The organism is Kribbella monticola, assembly GCF_003261635.1.
GTDB classification, from domain to species: Bacteria; Actinomycetota; Actinomycetes; order Propionibacteriales; family Kribbellaceae; genus Kribbella; species Kribbella monticola.
Genome location: NZ_QFXK01000030.1, coordinates 556835 through 571580 on the forward strand (window position 1 = coordinate 556835; position 14746 = coordinate 571580).

The 14746-nt window shown below is 66.3% G+C and carries 25 protein-coding genes; all 25 read right to left on the reverse strand.

What is annotated here, in order from left to right:
• Nucleotides 1-11 precede the first annotated feature (11 nt).
• Entirely contained in the window at nt 12-452 is a 441-nt protein-coding gene (rplO, locus tag DIZ26_RS19010; protein ID WP_112243159.1) for a 50S ribosomal protein L15, read from the reverse strand.
• Nucleotide 453: 1 nt separating this feature from the next.
• Entirely contained in the window at nt 454-636 is a 183-nt protein-coding gene (gene rpmD, locus DIZ26_RS19015) for a 50S ribosomal protein L30 (RefSeq protein WP_020388092.1), read from the reverse strand.
• Nucleotides 636-1235, reverse strand: coding sequence for a 30S ribosomal protein S5 (gene rpsE / locus DIZ26_RS19020; protein ID WP_112243161.1), 600 nt, complete (start codon nt 1233-1235; stop codon nt 636-638). The genes rpmD and rpsE overlap by 1 nt, the downstream gene beginning before the upstream one ends.
• Before the next feature lie 33 nt (nt 1236-1268).
• Nucleotides 1269-1652, reverse strand: coding sequence for a 50S ribosomal protein L18 (rplR, locus tag DIZ26_RS19025; RefSeq protein ID WP_112243163.1), 384 nt, complete (start codon nt 1650-1652; stop codon nt 1269-1271).
• Nucleotides 1653-1654: 2 nt separating this feature from the next.
• Nucleotides 1655-2197 carry a 50S ribosomal protein L6 gene (gene rplF, locus DIZ26_RS19030; protein ID WP_112243165.1) on the reverse strand — a complete coding sequence of 181 codons (543 nt, stop codon included), beginning with the start codon at nt 2195-2197 and terminating at the stop codon, nt 1655-1657.
• A gap of 27 nt (nt 2198-2224) precedes the next feature.
• Nucleotides 2225-2632: a 30S ribosomal protein S8 gene (gene rpsH / locus DIZ26_RS19035; protein WP_112243167.1), complete on the reverse strand. Its 408-nt coding sequence runs from the start codon at nt 2630-2632 to the stop codon at nt 2225-2227.
• A 97-nt stretch (nt 2633-2729) separates the two neighbouring features.
• Complete coding sequence (locus DIZ26_RS19040; RefSeq protein WP_012923674.1) at nt 2730-2915, reverse strand: type Z 30S ribosomal protein S14; 186 nt, start codon at nt 2913-2915, stop codon at nt 2730-2732.
• Nucleotide 2916: 1 nt separating this feature from the next.
• Nucleotides 2917-3489 carry a 50S ribosomal protein L5 gene (rplE, locus tag DIZ26_RS19045; protein ID WP_112243169.1) on the reverse strand — a complete coding sequence of 191 codons (573 nt, stop codon included), beginning with the start codon at nt 3487-3489 and terminating at the stop codon, nt 2917-2919.
• Complete coding sequence (gene rplX, locus DIZ26_RS19050) at nt 3489-3881, reverse strand: 50S ribosomal protein L24 (RefSeq protein WP_112243171.1); 393 nt, start codon at nt 3879-3881, stop codon at nt 3489-3491. Before rplX ends, rplE begins: the two co-directional genes overlap by 1 nt.
• Nucleotide 3882: 1 nt before the next feature.
• A complete protein-coding gene (rplN, locus tag DIZ26_RS19055) occupies nt 3883-4251 on the reverse strand; it encodes a 50S ribosomal protein L14 (RefSeq protein WP_077019238.1) in 369 nt (122 codons plus the stop codon).
• 103 nt (nt 4252-4354) lie between these two features.
• Nucleotides 4355-4657: a 30S ribosomal protein S17 gene (gene rpsQ, locus DIZ26_RS19060; protein WP_112243203.1), complete on the reverse strand. Its 303-nt coding sequence runs from the start codon at nt 4655-4657 to the stop codon at nt 4355-4357.
• Nucleotides 4654-4947: a 50S ribosomal protein L29 gene (gene rpmC, locus DIZ26_RS19065; protein ID WP_112243205.1), complete on the reverse strand. Its 294-nt coding sequence runs from the start codon at nt 4945-4947 to the stop codon at nt 4654-4656. The genes rpsQ and rpmC overlap by 4 nt, the downstream gene beginning before the upstream one ends.
• Complete coding sequence (gene rplP / locus DIZ26_RS19070; protein ID WP_112243207.1) at nt 4947-5366, reverse strand: 50S ribosomal protein L16; 420 nt, start codon at nt 5364-5366, stop codon at nt 4947-4949. Before rplP ends, rpmC begins: the two co-directional genes overlap by 1 nt.
• Before the next feature lie 3 nt (nt 5367-5369).
• Nucleotides 5370-6224 carry a 30S ribosomal protein S3 gene (rpsC, locus tag DIZ26_RS19075; RefSeq protein WP_112243209.1) on the reverse strand — a complete coding sequence of 285 codons (855 nt, stop codon included), beginning with the start codon at nt 6222-6224 and terminating at the stop codon, nt 5370-5372.
• Nucleotides 6224-6745, reverse strand: a complete 522-nt coding sequence (gene rplV, locus DIZ26_RS19080; RefSeq protein ID WP_269815395.1) for a 50S ribosomal protein L22 — start codon at nt 6743-6745, stop codon at nt 6224-6226. The genes rpsC and rplV overlap by 1 nt, the downstream gene beginning before the upstream one ends.
• 59 nt (nt 6746-6804) lie before the next feature.
• Entirely contained in the window at nt 6805-7086 is a 282-nt protein-coding gene (gene rpsS / locus DIZ26_RS19085) for a 30S ribosomal protein S19 (RefSeq protein WP_112243213.1), read from the reverse strand.
• Nucleotides 7087-7101: 15 nt separating this feature from the next.
• Entirely contained in the window at nt 7102-7935 is an 834-nt protein-coding gene (gene rplB, locus DIZ26_RS19090) for a 50S ribosomal protein L2 (protein WP_112243215.1), read from the reverse strand.
• Nucleotides 7935-8240: a 50S ribosomal protein L23 gene (gene rplW / locus DIZ26_RS19095; protein ID WP_112243217.1), complete on the reverse strand. Its 306-nt coding sequence runs from the start codon at nt 8238-8240 to the stop codon at nt 7935-7937. The genes rplB and rplW overlap by 1 nt, the downstream gene beginning before the upstream one ends.
• Nucleotides 8237-8932: a 50S ribosomal protein L4 gene (gene rplD / locus DIZ26_RS19100; protein ID WP_112243223.1), complete on the reverse strand. Its 696-nt coding sequence runs from the start codon at nt 8930-8932 to the stop codon at nt 8237-8239. The genes rplW and rplD overlap by 4 nt, the downstream gene beginning before the upstream one ends.
• Nucleotides 8929-9585 (reverse strand): 50S ribosomal protein L3, encoded by a 657-nt coding sequence (gene rplC / locus DIZ26_RS19105; RefSeq protein ID WP_112243225.1) that lies wholly within the window; start codon nt 9583-9585, stop codon nt 8929-8931. The genes rplD and rplC overlap by 4 nt, the downstream gene beginning before the upstream one ends.
• A gap of 16 nt (nt 9586-9601) precedes the next feature.
• Entirely contained in the window at nt 9602-9910 is a 309-nt protein-coding gene (gene rpsJ / locus DIZ26_RS19110; protein WP_012923688.1) for a 30S ribosomal protein S10, read from the reverse strand.
• A 378-nt stretch (nt 9911-10288) separates the two neighbouring features.
• Nucleotides 10289-11482 (reverse strand): elongation factor Tu, encoded by a 1194-nt coding sequence (gene tuf, locus DIZ26_RS19115; protein ID WP_112243227.1) that lies wholly within the window; start codon nt 11480-11482, stop codon nt 10289-10291.
• 72 nt (nt 11483-11554) lie between these two features.
• On the reverse strand, nt 11555-13666 hold the full coding sequence (fusA, locus tag DIZ26_RS19120) for an elongation factor G (protein ID WP_112243229.1): 2112 nt from the start codon (nt 13664-13666) through the stop codon (nt 11555-11557).
• A gap of 74 nt (nt 13667-13740) precedes the next feature.
• Nucleotides 13741-14211 carry a 30S ribosomal protein S7 gene (gene rpsG / locus DIZ26_RS19125; protein WP_112243231.1) on the reverse strand — a complete coding sequence of 157 codons (471 nt, stop codon included), beginning with the start codon at nt 14209-14211 and terminating at the stop codon, nt 13741-13743.
• Nucleotides 14211-14585 (reverse strand): 30S ribosomal protein S12, encoded by a 375-nt coding sequence (rpsL, locus tag DIZ26_RS19130; protein WP_012923692.1) that lies wholly within the window; start codon nt 14583-14585, stop codon nt 14211-14213. The genes rpsG and rpsL overlap by 1 nt, the downstream gene beginning before the upstream one ends.
• Nucleotides 14586-14746: the final 161 nt, after the last annotated feature.

Sequence of the window (14746 nt, forward strand, 5' to 3'; positions counted from 1 at the left end):
AGCCCTGGCACTCACACCTCGGTGGTGGTTCCCCCGGCCGCCGCGATCTTCTCCTTGGCGGACTTCGAGAACTTGTGAACCGAAACCTGCAGTGCAACGGTCAGCTCGCCGTCGCCCAGCACCTTCACCGGGAGACTGTCACGGACCGCGCCCTTGGCGACCAGGTCGGCTACGCCGATCTCGCCACCTTCGGGGAAGAGCTGTCCGAGCTTGTCCAGGTTAACGACCTGGAACTCCACTCGGTTCCTGCTCTTGAAGCCCTTCAGCTTCGGCAGCCGCATGTGCAGCGGCATCTGACCACCCTCGAAGCCTTCGGGGATGTTGTTGCGGGCCTTGCTGCCCTTGGTACCGCGGCCGGCCGTCTTGCCCTTGCTGCCCTCACCACGACCCACACGGGTCTTGGCGGTCTTGGCTCCGGGCGCCGGACGCAGGTGATGAACCTTGAGCGTCATGTCAGTCAACCTCTTCGACGGTGATGAGGTGGCGAACCGCACGCACCATGCCGCGAACCTCGGGCTTGTCCTCGTGGACGGCGGTGTCGCCGATCCGCTTGACGCCCAGGGTGCGCAGCGTGTCGCGCTGGTTCTGCTTGCCACCGATGCCGGAACGGGTCTGGGTCACCTTCAAGCGTGCCATCAGGATGCGACCTCCGCCCGCGCCTTCAGCAGAGCCGCCGGAGCGACGTGCTCGACCGGCATGCCGCGACGCGCGGCCACGGCCTCCGGGGTCTCCAGGGCCTGCAGCGCGGCCACCGTGGCGTGCACCACGTTGATCGCGTTCGAGGACCCCAGCGACTTGCTCAGGATGTCGTGGATCCCGGCGCACTCCAGTACCGCGCGCGCCGAACCACCCGCGATCACACCGGTACCGGGAGCGGCCGGACGCAGCATGACAACGCCTGCGGCCTTCTCGCCCTGGACCGGGTGCGGGATGGTGCCCTGGATCCTCGGCACCTTGAAGAATGCCTTCTTGGCCTCCTCGACACCCTTGGCGATCGCCGCGGGCACCTCCTTGGCCTTTCCGTACCCCACACCGACGGTGCCTTCACCGTCGCCGACGACCACGAGGGCGGTGAAGCTGAAGCGACGACCACCCTTCACGACCTTGGCAACACGGTTGATGGCTACCACGCGCTCGATGTAGGCGGTCTTGTCAGCTGCCTGACCGCGACCACCGTCACGGCCACGGCGCTCACCACCGGCGCCGCCTCCGCGACGCTGCTGGCCTCCGCTCATTTCGAACTACCTTCTTCCCTTTGTGTCGCCATGTCAGAAGCCGAGCCCGCCCTCACGGGCGGCGTCGGCCAGGGCCGCGATCCGGCCGTGGTACTTGTTCCCGGCCCGGTCGAAGACGACCGAGTCGATACCGGCGGCCTTGGCGCGGTCGGCGATGAGCCCACCCACGGTCTTGGCCTTGTCGGTCTTGTTCGCCTCCGCGCCGCGCAGGTCCGACTCCATCGTGGAGGCCGAGACCAAGGTGACGCCGGCGACGTCGTCGATGACCTGAGCGAACAGGTGCTTCGACGACTTGCTGACCACCAGGCGCGGCCGGTCGGCCGTGCCGTTGACCTTCTTGCGGACGCGGATCTGACGACGCAGCCGGGAAGAGGTCTTCTTGGCGGAGTGCTTGTTGTGGCGCAATCCGATCGCCATGGTTACTTACCAGCCTTTCCGACCTTGCGGCGCACCTGCTCGCCCGCGTACCGCACACCCTTGCCCTTGTAAGGCTCGGGCTTGCGCAGCTTGCGGATGTTCGCGGCGACCTCGCCGACCGACTGCTTGTCGATTCCCTGCACCGAGAACTTGGTCGGCGACTCCACCGCGAAGGTGATGCCTTCCGGCGCCTCCACCGTGATGGTGTGGCTGTAGCCGAGCGAGAACTCCAGCGTGCCCGGGCCCTTGGACAGGACGCGGTAACCGACGCCGACTATCTCGAGCTTCTTCTCGTAGCCGTCCGTCACGCCGGTCACCAGGTTGGCGAGCAGCGTGCGGGACAGGCCGTGCAGTTCCTTGCTCTTGCGCTGGTCGTCCGGACGCGAGACGGCGATGGTGCCGTCCTCGTCGCGAGCGACCACGATGGGCTCCGCAACAACGTGCGAGAGCTGACCCTTGGGGCCCTTCACGGTGACCGTCTGGCCGTCGATCGTGACGTCGACGCCGGACGGGACCGTGATCGGGAGCTTACCGATGCGAGACATGAGAGTGGTCCTCCTTCCGGTTCTTCGTCACCAGACGTAGGCGAGGACTTCCCCGCCAACGCCCTTGTGCTTGGCCTGCCGGTCCGTCAGCAATCCCTGCGACGTCGAGATGATCGCGACGCCGAGGCCACCGAGCACCTTGGGCAGGTTGGTCGACTTCGCGTACACCCGCAGACCGGGCTTGCTGATCCGCCGGACACCGGCGATCGAGCGCTCGCGGCTCGGACCGAACTTCAGGTCCACCACGAGGGTCTTGCCGACGGTGCCCTCCTTGGGCTCCTCGACCTTGTAGGAGGAGATGTAACCCTCCTGCTGAAGGATGTCGGCAATGCCCTGCTTGATCTTGCTGTACGGCATCTGGGTCGACTCGTGATACGCCTGGTTGGCGTTGCGCAGACGTGTCAGCATGTCTGCGATCGGGTCGGTCATCGTCATGGCCTGGGGCCTCTTTCCCGCCGTGGTTTCGCCGGCCGGCGACCTACGGTGACTAGATGGTGGTTGGAGAAAAGATCGGTGCTGGAGAAGCGGTGGGTCACCAGCTGGACTTGGTGACGCCGGGCAGCTCGCCCCGGTGCGCCATCTCCCGCAGGCAGATCCGGCACAGGCCGAACTTGCGGAAGACGGCCTTGGGCCGGCCGCAGCGCTGGCAACGGGTGTAACCGCGCACCGCGAACTTCGGCTTCCGGGCCTGCTTGACCTTGAGTGCTGTCTTCGCCACGTCAGTTCTCCTTGAACGGGAAGCCGAGCTGCCGCAGCAGCGCGCGCCCCTCGTCGTCGTTCTTGGCGGTGGTCACCACGGTGATGTCCATCCCGCGGACCCGGTCGATCCGGTCCTGGTTGATCTCGTGGAACATCACCTGCTCGGTCAGACCGAAGGTGTAGTTCCCGTTGCCGTCGAACTGCTTCGCCGACAGGCCACGGAAGTCACGGATCCGGGGCAGCGCCAAGGCGAGCAGCCGGTCCAGGAACTCCCACATCCGGTCGCCGCGCAGCGTGACGTGCGCACCGATCGGCATGCCTTCACGCAGCTTGAACTGCGCGATCGACTTGCGGGCCTTGGTCACCGACGGCTTCTGGCCGGTGATCGCGGCCAGGTCCTTGATCGCGCCGTCGATCAGCTTCGAGTCGCGAGCCGCCTCGCCGACGCCCATGTTCACCACGATCTTGGTGAGGCCGGGCACCTGCATGACGTTGTCGAACTGGAACTCGTCGCGCAGCTTGGCGACGATCTCCTCGCGGTACTTGGTCTTCAGCCGCGGCTGAACCTTGGTCTCGGTTGCCGTAGCAGTCATCAGATCTCCTCGCCGGTGCGGCGCGAGATACGCACGCTGCGGAACCCGGTGTACGTCGAACCGTCGGGGCGCCGCTTCTGCACCTCGACGCGGTTGTAGCCGACGCGCGTGGTGACCTTGACCTTCTTGCCATCCGCGTCGGTGGTCTCGACGAGCAGCATCACGTTGGAGACGTGGATCGGGGCTTCCTGGGTGACGATGCCACCCGTCGTGCCGCCGCGCTGGGCCTGCTGCACCTTGGTGTGCTTCTTGACCCGGTTCACGCCTTCGACGATGACCTTCTCGGCCTCGGGCAACACCGAGATGATCTTGCCCTCGTGACCCTTGGACTTACCGGCGATCACGCGAACGAGATCACCCTTCTTCACATGCAGCTTCTTCTGGGCTGCCATCTCAGAGCACCTCCGGAGCGAGCGAGATGATCTTCATGAAGCGCTTCTCGCGCAGCTCCCGGCCGACCGGCCCGAAGATGCGGGTACCACGCGGCTCACCGTCGGCCTTCAAGATCACCGCGGCGTTCTCGTCGAACCGGATGTAGGAGCCGTCCGGACGCCGGCGCTCCTTCACGGTACGAACGATGACGGCCTTGACGACGTCGCCCTTCTTGACGCCGCCGCCCGGGATCGCGTCCTTGACGGTGGCGACGATCGTGTCACCGACACCGGCGTAGCGCCGACCGGAGCCACCGAGCACGCGGATGCACAAGATCTCCTTGGCACCCGTGTTGTCGGCGACCTTCAGTCGCGACTCCTGCTGGATCATCTGTTGATCTCCTGGTTGTCTCGCTGGTTCTCACTGACGTGAGCCTTGCGGAACGAATAATTTCGGTGGGGTACAGCTGGGCGTTGCAGTGCCCTGCGGACGACTACTTCGCCTTCTCGAGGATCTCCACGACGCGCCAGCGCTTGGTCGCCGACAGCGGCCGGGTCTCCATCAGGAGGACGCGGTCGCCGATACCGGCGGCGTTCTGCTCGTCGTGCGCCTTGAGCTTGCTGGTGCGGCGGATGACCTTGCCGTACAGCTTGTGCTTGACCCGGTCCTCGACCTCGACCGTCACGGTCTTGTCCATCTTGTCGCTCAGCACCAGGCCCTCACGGGTCTTGCGGCTGTTGCGCTTCGTGTCGGGGGTCGTGCTCACGGTGTCGTCCTTCGCTGCATTCTCGGTCATGCCTTGCTCCCAGCCTTCTCGCTGTCGTCCGCGGTCTCCGCAACCTCGGTCTCGGCCTCAGCCGCGACGGGTGCGTCGACCTCTTCGGTGATGCCGAGCGCACGCTCGGTCAGCACCGTGTAGATGCGGGCGATGTCCTTACGGACAGCACGCAGCCGGCCGTGGGACTCCAGCTGACCCGTGGCAGCCTGGAACCGGAGGTTGAACAGCTCCTCCTTGGCGTTTGCGAGCTTCTCCAGAAGCTCGTCCTTACCGAGGTTCCGCAGTTCGGCGGCGGTCAGGATGGCCATCAGTTCTCACCTGACTCTCGGGTGATGAAGCGGCACTTCATCGGCAACTTGTGGATCGCGCGGCGCATGGCCTCGCGAGCGACGTCCTCGTCCACACCGGACAGTTCGAACATCACCCGGCCGGACTTCACGTTCGCGATCCACCACTCGGGTGAACCCTTACCGGAACCCATCCGGGTCTCGGCAGGCTTCTTGGTCAGCGGGCGGTCCGGGTAGATGTTGATCCAGACCTTTCCGCCACGCTTGATGTGCCGGGTCATCGCGATACGAGCGGACTCGATCTGCCGGTTCGTGACGTAGTGGCTCTCGACGGCCTGGATGCCGAAGTCGCCGAACGCCAGCGTGGTACCGCCCTTGGCAGCGCCGGAGCGCTTCGGGTGGTGCTGCTTGCGGTGCTTGACCTTGCGGGGGATGAGCATGGTTCAGCTCTCCGTTCCGGTCGTCTCGGCCGGCTTGTCAGCAGCCGGAGCCGCCGTCGCGTCAGCCTTCGGTGCGTCGTTGCGGGCGCCACCGTCACGACGGTCGTTACGACCGCCACGGTCACCACCGCGGCCACCACGGTCACCGCGGTCGCCACCGTCGCGACGGGCCGGACGGCCACGCTGCTGGGTAGCGGCCCGGGCCGCGGCCTGCGCCTCGCGCTCCGCGCGGGTGCCGGCGACGTCGCCCTTGTAGATCCAGACCTTCACGCCGATCCGGCCGAAGGTCGTGCGGGCCTCGTAGAAGCCGTAGTCGATGTCCGCGCGAAGCGTGTGCAGGGGCACCCGGCCTTCGCGGTAGAACTCCGAACGCGACATCTCAGCGCCACCGAGACGGCCGGAGCACTGGATCCGGATGCCCAGGGCGCCGCCACGCATGGTGGTCTGCATCGCCTTGCGCATCGCGCGGCGGAACGCCACGCGGCCGGACAGCTGCTCGGCAACGCCCTGGGCGACGAGCTGTGCGTCGACCTCGGCGTTCTTCACCTCGAGGATGTTCAGCTGCACCTGCTTGCCGGTGAGCTCCTCCAGGCTGCCCCGGATCCGGTCCGCCTCGGCGCCGCGGCGACCGATGACGATGCCCGGACGGGCAGTGTGGATGTCGACGCGGACGCGGTCACGGGTGCGCTCGATCTCCACGCGGGAGATACCGGCACGCTCCATGCCCTTGCTCAGCAGGCGGCGGATCTTGACGTCCTCGCCCACGTAGTCCTTGTACAGCTTGTCCGCGTACCACCGGCTCTTGTGGTCCGTGCTGATGCCGAGTCGGAACCCGTGCGGGTTTACCTTCTGGCCCACTATCGGGTCTCCTTCTTCTCAGCCTTTTTGGCGGTTGCCTTCTTGGCGGGCGCCTTCTTGGCCGGAGCCTTCTTGGCGTCGTCCTTCTTGGCTTCCGCCTTCTTGGCATCGGCCTTCTTCGCCGGCGCCTCGGCCTCGACCTTCGGGCCGACCACAACAGTGATGTGGCTGGTCCGCTTGTCGATCCGGGTCGCGCGACCCTGGGCCCGGGGGCGGTGACGCTTCAGCGTCGGGCCCTCGTCCACATAGGCCTTCACCACGACCAGGTCGGCGCGGCTCAGGTGCTCGGTGCCCTCGGCGTTCGCCACGGCGCTGTCGACGACCTTGTACACGGTCTCGGCAGCGGCCTGCGGGGCGAACTTCAGAGTGGCGAGTGCGTCGTCGACGCCCATGCCGCGCACCAGGTCGACCACGCGACGTGCCTTCATCGGCGTCACGCGGACGAAGCGCGCGACCGCGAAGGCCCCGGGCTCGTCGCCCAGCAGGCTCTCGCGACGGGCACTGACTGCCCTACGCTCCATTACGCTCATGATGTTCGAATCTCTCCGTAGGTTGCTCTGCGCTTCGTCACTGACCTAGGTCAGCGACGCCGTGCCTTGCGGTCGTCTTTTTCGTGGCCCTTGAACGTCCGGGTCGGTGCGAACTCGCCGAGCTTGTGCCCGACCATCGCGTCCGTCACGAACACAGGGACGTGCTTGCGGCCGTCGTGCACCGCGAGGGTGTGACCGATCATGGTCGGGATGATCATGGATCGGCGCGACCAGGTCTTGATCACGTTCTTGGTGCCCTTTTCGTTCTGCACCTCCACCTTCTTGAGCAGGTGGTGGTCGACGAACGGGCCCTTCTTGAGGCTGCGTGGCATCTGTCCGGCTCCCTATCAGCGCTTCTTGCCGGCCTTGCGGCGCCGGACGATCATGCGGTCGCTTTCCTTGTGACCGCGGGTGCGGCCCTCAGGCTTGCCCCACGGGGACACCGGGTGACGTCCACCCGAGGTCTTGCCCTCACCACCACCGTGCGGGTGGTCGACCGGGTTCATGGCGACACCACGGACGGTCGGGCGCTTGCCCTTCCAGCGCATCCGGCCGGCCTTGCCCCAGTTGATGTTCGACTGCTCGCCGTTGCCGACCTCACCGAGGGTGGCGCGGCAGCGCACGTCGACCATCCGGACCTCGCCGGACGGCATCCGCAGGGTGGCCATCCGGCCCTCCTTGGCGACCAGCTGAACGCTGGCACCGGCAGAGCGGGCCATCTTGGCGCCACCGCCCGGGCGCAGCTCGACGGCGTGCACCGTGGAGCCGACCGGGATGTTGCGCAGCGGCAGGTTGTTGCCGACCTTGATGTCCGCGGCGGGGCCGTTCTCGATGATCGTGCCCTGCTTCAGGTTGGCCGGGGCGAGGATGTAGCGCTTCTCGCCGTCGACGTAGTGCAGCAGTGCGATCCGGGCAGTGCGGTTCGGGTCGTACTCGATCTCCGCGACCTTGGCCGGTACGCCGTCCTTGTCGTAGCGCTTGAAGTCGATCAGGCGGTACGCGCGCTTGTGGCCACCACCGTGGTGCCGAGTGGTGATCTTGCCGGAGTTGTTCCGGCCACCCTTCTTCGGCAGCGGGCGGAGCAGGGACTTCTCAGGGGTCGAACGGGTGAGCTCGACGAAGTCGGCCACGCTCGAGCCACGGCGGCCCGGCGTCGTCGGCTTGTATTTGCGGATACCCATTACGACTGGCCTCCGAAGATGTCGATGCGGTCGTCGCCGGCAAGGCTGACGATCGCTCGCTTGGTGTCAGGACGCTTGCCCCAGCCCGTACGGGTACGGCGGCGCTTGCCCTTGCGGTTGATCGTGTTGACGCTGGTGACCCGCACCTTGAACACCTTCTGGACCGCGAGCTTGATCTCGGTCTTGTTGGCGTCCGGGGCGACCTCGAACGTGTACTTCTGCTCGTCCAGCAGGCCGTAGCTCTTCTCGCTCACGACCGGCCGCAGCAGCACGTCCCGCGGGTCTTTGTTGACTCCGTGACTCATGCTTCTACCTCCTGCTCGGCCTCGGTCGACGTAGCGACGGCCTTGACGGACTTGCCCTTCGGCGAACCGGCGACGAAGGCTTCCAGCGCCTCGGCGGTGAAGACCACCGCGTCGCTGCACAGCACGTCGTACGCGTTCAGCTGGTCGGCCGCGAGCAGGTGCACGGTGGGCACGTTGCGCAGGCTGAGCCAGGTCTGCTCGTCGGCGCGGGCCACGACCACCAGCACCTTGAGGTGCTCGGTGACCTCGGCCAGCACCTTGAGGGCTGCCTTGGTCGACGGCTTGTCGCCGTCCACGAACTTCTCGACCACGTGCACGCGGCCGCCACGGGCCCGGTCGGACAACGCACCGCGGAGCGCGGCGGCGATCATCTTCTTCGGGGTCCGCTGGCTGTAGTCGCGCGGGGTCGGGCCGTGCACGACGCCACCACCGGTGAACTGCGGTGCGCGGGTCGAGCCCTGCCGGGCGCGGCCGGTGCCCTTCTGGCGGTACGGCTTGGCGCCACCACCGGAGACCTCACCGCGGGACTTCACCTTGTGCGTGCCCTGGCGGGCCGCGGCCAGCTGGGCCACGACGACCTGGTGGATCAGCGGGATGTTGGCCTGTACGTCGAACAGCTCGGCCGGGAGCTCCGCGGAGCCCTTCTTGCTGACCTTGTCGCCCTTCACGGCGACTACGTCAACGGTGCTCATTTGGTAGCTCCCTTCGCGGCGTTGCGGATCAGCACGAGGCCGCCCTTGGGGCCGGGGACGGCGCCCTTGAGCAGGACCAGGCCGCGCTCGGCGTCGATCGCGTGGACCGTCACGTTCTGCGTGGTGACCTTCTCGTTGCCCATCCGGCCGGCCATCTTGAGGCCCTTGAAGACCCGGCCCGGGGTCGCGCAACCGCCGATGGAGCCCGGCGAACGGTGCTTCTTGTGCACACCGTGGGTGGCGCGAAGACCGTGGAAGCCGTGCCGCTTCATCACACCGGCGAAGCCCTTGCCCTTGCTGGTGGCGGACACGTCGACGATCTCGCCCGCGGCGAACGCCTCGGCCTTGATCTCCTGGCCGAGCGTGTACTCGCTGGCGTCAGCGGTGCGCAGCTCGAGCAGGTGGCGGCGCGGGGTCACGCCGGCCTTCTCGAAGTGGCCGCGCATCGGCGAGTTCACCTTGCGGGGGTCGATGTCGCCGAACGCGATCTGGACGCCGTCGTAGCCGTGGCTGGCCGAGGTACGCACCTCGGTGACCACACAGGGACCGGCCTGGATCACGGTGACGGGGACGACTCGGTTGTTCTCGTCCCAGGTCTGGGTCATGCCGAGCTTCGTGCCCAGCAGACCGCGCGTGGTTTTTTGATTGCTCATTGGTTTCGCGTTTCCCTCAGAGCTTGATCTCGATGTCGACACCGGCCGGCAGGTCGAGACGCATCAGCGAGTCGACGGTCTTCGGCGTGGGGTCGATGATGTCGATGAGCCGCTTGTGGGTGCGCATCTCGAAGTGCTCGCGGCTGTCCTTGTACTTGTGCGGCGAGCGGATGACGCAGAACACGTTCTTTTCCGTCGGCAACGGCACCGGGCCAGCAACCTTCGCACCAGTACGCGTCACCGTGTCGACGATCTTGCGCGCCGAGCTGTCGATGACCTCGTGGTCGTAGGCCTTCAGCCGGATGCGGATCTTTTGTCCCGCCATCGCTTCGCTACGTCCTTCTCTTCGTCTTCGTCTTTGCTGCTCCGACCCCCGCGGTCGGGTGTGTCGTGGACGCGGCACGCGCGTCACCACACACTTTCGACCCTGGGATGGTGATCGGGGTTCGGTCTCGGACCGAGAACCTCGGCCGGGTCTCCGGTCCGGCGCAGCCGCCAGACAACCGTCTGCGGCGCGCCCCGGCAACCTAGCCTGAGCAACCTGAATATTGTGCCAGAGATCGGCATCGGAATGCCAATCGTGGTGGCTTCACGCCTGAATCCGGGACCGTTCCGGAGTCACCGACCCCGACTTGCCCTGGATCAGGCGCAAAGCAGAGGTCCGCAAGGGCTCAGTGAGCGAGCCCTTGCGGACCTCATGAAATCACTTGAGGATCTTGGTGACCCGGCCGGCGCCGACGGTGCGGCCACCTTCACGGATCGCGAACTTCAGGCCCTCTTCCATGGCGATCGGCTGGATCAGCTCGACCGACATGTCGGTGTTGTCGCCCGGCATGACCATCTCGGTGCCCTCGGGCAGCGTGACGACGCCGGTGACGTCCGTGGTGCGGAAGTAGAACTGGGGCCGGTAGTTCTGGAAGAACGGCGTGTGACGGCCGCCCTCCTCCTTCGACAGGATGTAGACCGAAGCGTCGAAGTTGGTGTGCGGGGTCGTGGTGCCCGGCTTGATGACGACCATGCCGCGCTCGACGTCCTCGCGCTTGGTGCCACGAAGCAGCAGACCGACGTTCTCACCGGCCTGGCCCTCGTCGAGCAGCTTGCGGAACATCTCGATACCGGTGACGGTCGAGGTCTGCTTCTCCGGCCGGATACCGACGATGTCGACGGTCTCGTTGACCTTGATGACGCCCCGCTCGATCCGGCCCGTGATGACGGTACCGCGACCGGTGATGGTGAAGACGTCCTCGACCGGCATCAGGAACGGCTTGTCGATCTCGCGCTCCGGCTGCGGGATGTAGGAGTCGACGGCGTCCATCAGCTCGATGATCGACTCGCCCCACTTGGCGTCACCCTGCAGTGCCGGGTGCGCCGCGACCTTGACGACCGGGACGTTGTCCCCGTCGAACTCCTGGTCGCTCAGCAGCTCGCGAACCTCGAGCTCGACGAGCTCCAGGATCTCCTCGTCGTCGACCATGTCGCACTTGTTCAGGGCGACGACCATCGCCGGCACGCCGACCTGACGGGCGAGCAGCACGTGCTCACGCGTCTGCGGCATCGGGCCGTCGGTGGCGGCGACGACCAGGATCGCGCCGTCCATCTGGGCCGCACCGGTGATCATGTTCTTGATGTAGTCCGCGTGACCCGGGCAGTCGACGTGGGCGTAGTGCCGGGCCTCGGTCTGGTACTCGACGTGCGCGATCGAGATCGTGATACCGCGCTGGCGCTCTTCCGGCGCCTTGTCGATCTGATCGAAGGCCGACGCCTCGTTCAGCGTCGGGTACTTGTCGTGCAGCACCTTGGTGATCGCCGCGGTAAGAGTCGTCTTACCGTGGTCGATGTGACCGATGGTGCCGATGTTGACGTGCGGCTTAGTCCGCTCGAACTTCGCCTTAGCCACTGGGGCCCTCCTGGAAAGTGTTGACTTACGCCGTACGCCGACGCGCTGTGGGTTGGTTGGTCCGGGGCGAGATTACTCGCCGCGGGCCTTCTTGATGATCTCTTCCGCCACGTTCTTCGGAACCTCGGCGTAGGAATCGAACTGCATCGAGTACGACGCGCGGCCCTGGGTCTTCGACCGTAGGTCACCGACATACCCGAACATCTCGGACAACGGCACCAGGGCCTTGATGACCCGGCTGCCACCGGGGCCTTCGTCCATCGACTGGATCTGGCCGCGGCGTGAGTTGAGGTCGCCGATCACTTCACCCATGTAGTCCTCTGGGGTGGTGACCTCGACCGAGAACATCGGCTCGAGGATGACCGGACTCGCCCGGCGGGCGGCGTCCTTGAAGGCCATCGAACCGGCGATCTTGAAGGCGAGCTCGGACGAGTCGACATCGTGGTAGGCGCCGTCGGTCAGGGTGACCTTGACGTCCACCATCGGGTAGCCGGCCAGGACGCCGAACTCCATGGCTTCCTGCGCGCCCTCGTCCACCGACGGGATGTACTCCCGCGGGATCCGGCCACCGGTGACGGCGTTGACGAACTCGTAGCCGCCCTCGCCACCGACCTCGGCCGACGTCGGCTCGACGTTGATGATCACGCGCGCGAACTGACCCGAACCACCGGTCTGCTTCTTGTGCGTGTAGTCGACCTTCTCGACCTTCTTCTTGATGGTCTCGCGGTAGGCGACCTGGGGCTTGCCGACGTTGGCCTCGACGCGGAACTCGCGCTTCATCCGGTCGACCAGGATCTCCAGGTGCAGCTCGCCCATACCGGCGATGATCGTCTGGCCGGTGTCCTCGTCGGTCCGGACCTGGAAGGTCGGGTCCTCCTCGGCGAGCCGCTGGATCGCGACGCCCAGCTTCTCCTGGTCGCCCTTCGATTTCGGCTCGATGGCGACCGAGATCACCGGGGCCGGGAAGGTCATCGACTCCAGCACGACCGGCTTGGCCGGGTCGCACAGCGTCTCACCGGTGGTGGTGTCCTTCAGACCCATCACGGCGACGATGTGGCCGGCGCCGACCGACGCGATCTCCTCACGCTTGTTCGCGTGCATCCGGTAGATCTTGCCGATCCGCTCCTTGCGCCCCTTGGTGGGGTTCAGGACCTGGGTGCCGGTCTCGAGCTTGCCCGAGTACACCCGGATGAAGGTCAGCTTGCCCAGGTGCGGGTCGGCCGCGATCTTGTACGCCAGCGCCGAGAACGGCTCGCTGTCGTCCGGCTTGCGGGTGACGACGACCGAGGCGTCCTTGACGTCGTGGCCCTCGATGTCGGGCACGTCGAGCGGGCTCGGCAGGAAGGCGTTGATCGCGTCGAGCAGGGGCTGGACGCCCTTGTTCTTGAACGCGGTACCGGTCAGCACCGGGGTCAGCTTGCTCGCGATGGTCGCGCGCCGGATGCCGGCCATGATCTGCTCCTTGGTCGGCTCCTCGCCTTCCAGGTACAGCTCCATGATCTCGTCGTCGGCCTCGGCCAGCGTCTCGATCAGCTTGTCGCGCCACTCGGCGGCGATCTCGGTGTGACTGGCCGGGATCTCCTCGACGGTGTAGTCCTCACCCATCGTGGTCTCGCCGCGCCAGGTCAGCGCGCGCATCCCGATCAGGTCGACGACACCGATGAAGTCGGCCTCGGAACCGATCGGCAGCTGCAGCACCAGCGGCACCGCGGCCAGCCGGTCGACGATCATGTCGACGCAGCGCATGAACTCCGCGCCGGTCCGGTCCAGCTTGTTGACGAAGCAGATCCGCGGTACGCCGTACCGGTCCGCCTGACGCCACACGGTCTCGGACTGCGGCTCGACACCCGCGACACCGTCGAACACGGCGACGGCACCGTCGAGGACGCGCAGCGAGCGCTCCACCTCGACGGTGAAGTCGACGTGGCCCGGGGTGTCGATGATGTTGATGGTGTGGTCTTTCCAGGTGCAGGTCGTCGCGGCGGACGTGATCGTGATGCCGCGCTCCTGCTCCTGCTCCATCCAGTCCATCGTGGCGGCGCCGTCGTGGACCTCACCGATCTTGTAGGTGATACCGGTGTAGAAGAGGATCCGCTCGGTCGTCGTCGTCTTACCGGCGTCGATGTGGGCCATGATGCCGATGTTGCGCACCATGCTCAGGTCGGTGGTGATTTGTACGGCCACCTCGGTGGTCTACCTCTCGCTTCTGTCTAGCTTCAAAACGGTGATCGGGTGGGGTCCGCTACCGGACCCCGCGATCACCAGCGGTAGTGGGCGAAAGCCTTGTTGGCTTCGGCCATCTTGTGCGTGTCCTCGCGACGCTTCACCGACGCACCGAGACCGTTGGACGCGTCCAGGATCTCGTTCATCAGGCGCTCGGACATGGTCTTCTCGCGGCGGGCCCGGGAGTAGGACGTGAGCCAGCGCAGGGCGAGCGTGGTCGAGCGACCGGGCTTGACCTCGATCGGCACCTGGTAGGTGGCACCACCGACGCGGCGGCTCTTCACCTCGATGCTGGGCTTCACGTTGTCCAGGGCGCGCTTGAGCGTGATGACCGGGTCGGTGCCGGTCTTCGTCCGGGTGCCCTCGAGGGCGGTGTAGACGATGCTCTGCGCGATCTGCTTCTTGCCGTCCACCAGGATCTTGGAGATCAACTGGGTGACCAGCGGCGAACTGTAGACCGGGTCGATGATGACCGGCCGCTTCGGGGCGGGACCCTTGCGCGGCATTAGCTCTTCTCCTTCTTCGCGCCGTACCGGCTGCGAGCCTGCTTCCGGTTCTTCACACCCTGGGTGTCGAGCGAACCGCGGATGATCTTGTACCGGACACCCGGAAGGTCCTTCACCCGGCCGCCACGCACGAGCACGATCGAGTGCTCCTGCAGGTTGTGGCCGACGCCCGGGATGTAGGCGGTGACCTCGATGCCGCTGGTGAGGCGGACGCGAGCGACCTTCCGAAGGGCCGAGTTCGGCTTCTTCGGGGTGGTCGTGTAGACGCGCGTGCACACACCACGACGCTGAGGGGAACCCTTCAGGGCCGGCGTCTTGTTCTTGGACACCTTGTCCTGGCGGCCCTTGCGGACCAACTGCTGGATGGTGGGCACCGCGTAGGTCTCTTTCTGTCGTCCGGTCGGTTGCTGCGCACCTGACCCCCGCGGTCGGGTGTGTCGCGAGGGCACGGACACGCCGGAGTCATAAACTTTCTGACTGTCGGCAGAAGTCCCGTGCCACGCGCTGACCCGAAAAGTACGAGGGGCACGCATGA

Excerpts from the sequence above, each read along its gene's own strand:
- rplV (WP_269815395.1), bottom strand. The coding sequence starts at position 6,745 with ATGGAGCGTAGGGCAGTCAGTGCCCGTCGCGAGAGCCTGCTGGGCGAC.
- rplC (WP_112243225.1), bottom strand. The coding sequence starts at position 9,585 with ATGAGCAATCAAAAAACCACGCGCGGTCTGCTGGGCACGAAGCTCGGC.
- rpsS (WP_112243213.1), bottom strand. The coding sequence starts at position 7,086 with ATGCCACGCAGCCTCAAGAAGGGCCCGTTCGTCGACCACCACCTGCTC.
- rplB (WP_112243215.1), bottom strand. The coding sequence starts at position 7,935 with ATGGGTATCCGCAAATACAAGCCGACGACGCCGGGCCGCCGTGGCTCG.
- rpsJ (WP_012923688.1), bottom strand. The coding sequence starts at position 9,910 with ATGGCGGGACAAAAGATCCGCATCCGGCTGAAGGCCTACGACCACGAG.
- rplX (WP_112243171.1), bottom strand. The coding sequence starts at position 3,881 with ATGGCAGCCCAGAAGAAGCTGCATGTGAAGAAGGGTGATCTCGTTCGC.
- rplD (WP_112243223.1), bottom strand. The coding sequence starts at position 8,932 with ATGAGCACCGTTGACGTAGTCGCCGTGAAGGGCGACAAGGTCAGCAAG.
- rplW (WP_112243217.1), bottom strand. The coding sequence starts at position 8,240 with ATGAGTCACGGAGTCAACAAAGACCCGCGGGACGTGCTGCTGCGGCCG.
- rpsG (WP_112243231.1), bottom strand. The coding sequence starts at position 14,211 with ATGCCGCGCAAGGGTCCCGCCCCGAAGCGGCCGGTCATCATCGACCCG.
- rpsQ (WP_112243203.1), bottom strand. The coding sequence starts at position 4,657 with ATGACCGAGAATGCAGCGAAGGACGACACCGTGAGCACGACCCCCGAC.
- rplO (WP_112243159.1), bottom strand. The coding sequence starts at position 452 with ATGACGCTCAAGGTTCATCACCTGCGTCCGGCGCCCGGAGCCAAGACC.
- rplE (WP_112243169.1), bottom strand. The coding sequence starts at position 3,489 with ATGACTGCTACGGCAACCGAGACCAAGGTTCAGCCGCGGCTGAAGACC.
- rpmC (WP_112243205.1), bottom strand. The coding sequence starts at position 4,947 with ATGGCCATCCTGACCGCCGCCGAACTGCGGAACCTCGGTAAGGACGAG.
- rplN (WP_077019238.1), bottom strand. The coding sequence starts at position 4,251 with ATGATCCAGCAGGAGTCGCGACTGAAGGTCGCCGACAACACGGGTGCC.
- rplP (WP_112243207.1), bottom strand. The coding sequence starts at position 5,366 with ATGCTCATCCCCCGCAAGGTCAAGCACCGCAAGCAGCACCACCCGAAG.
- rplF (WP_112243165.1), bottom strand. The coding sequence starts at position 2,197 with ATGTCTCGCATCGGTAAGCTCCCGATCACGGTCCCGTCCGGCGTCGAC.
- rpsH (WP_112243167.1), bottom strand. The coding sequence starts at position 2,632 with ATGACGATGACCGACCCGATCGCAGACATGCTGACACGTCTGCGCAAC.
- rplR (WP_112243163.1), bottom strand. The coding sequence starts at position 1,652 with ATGGCGATCGGATTGCGCCACAACAAGCACTCCGCCAAGAAGACCTCT.
- rpsE (WP_112243161.1), bottom strand. The coding sequence starts at position 1,235 with ATGAGCGGAGGCCAGCAGCGTCGCGGAGGCGGCGCCGGTGGTGAGCGC.
- rpmD (WP_020388092.1), bottom strand. The coding sequence starts at position 636 with ATGGCACGCTTGAAGGTGACCCAGACCCGTTCCGGCATCGGTGGCAAG.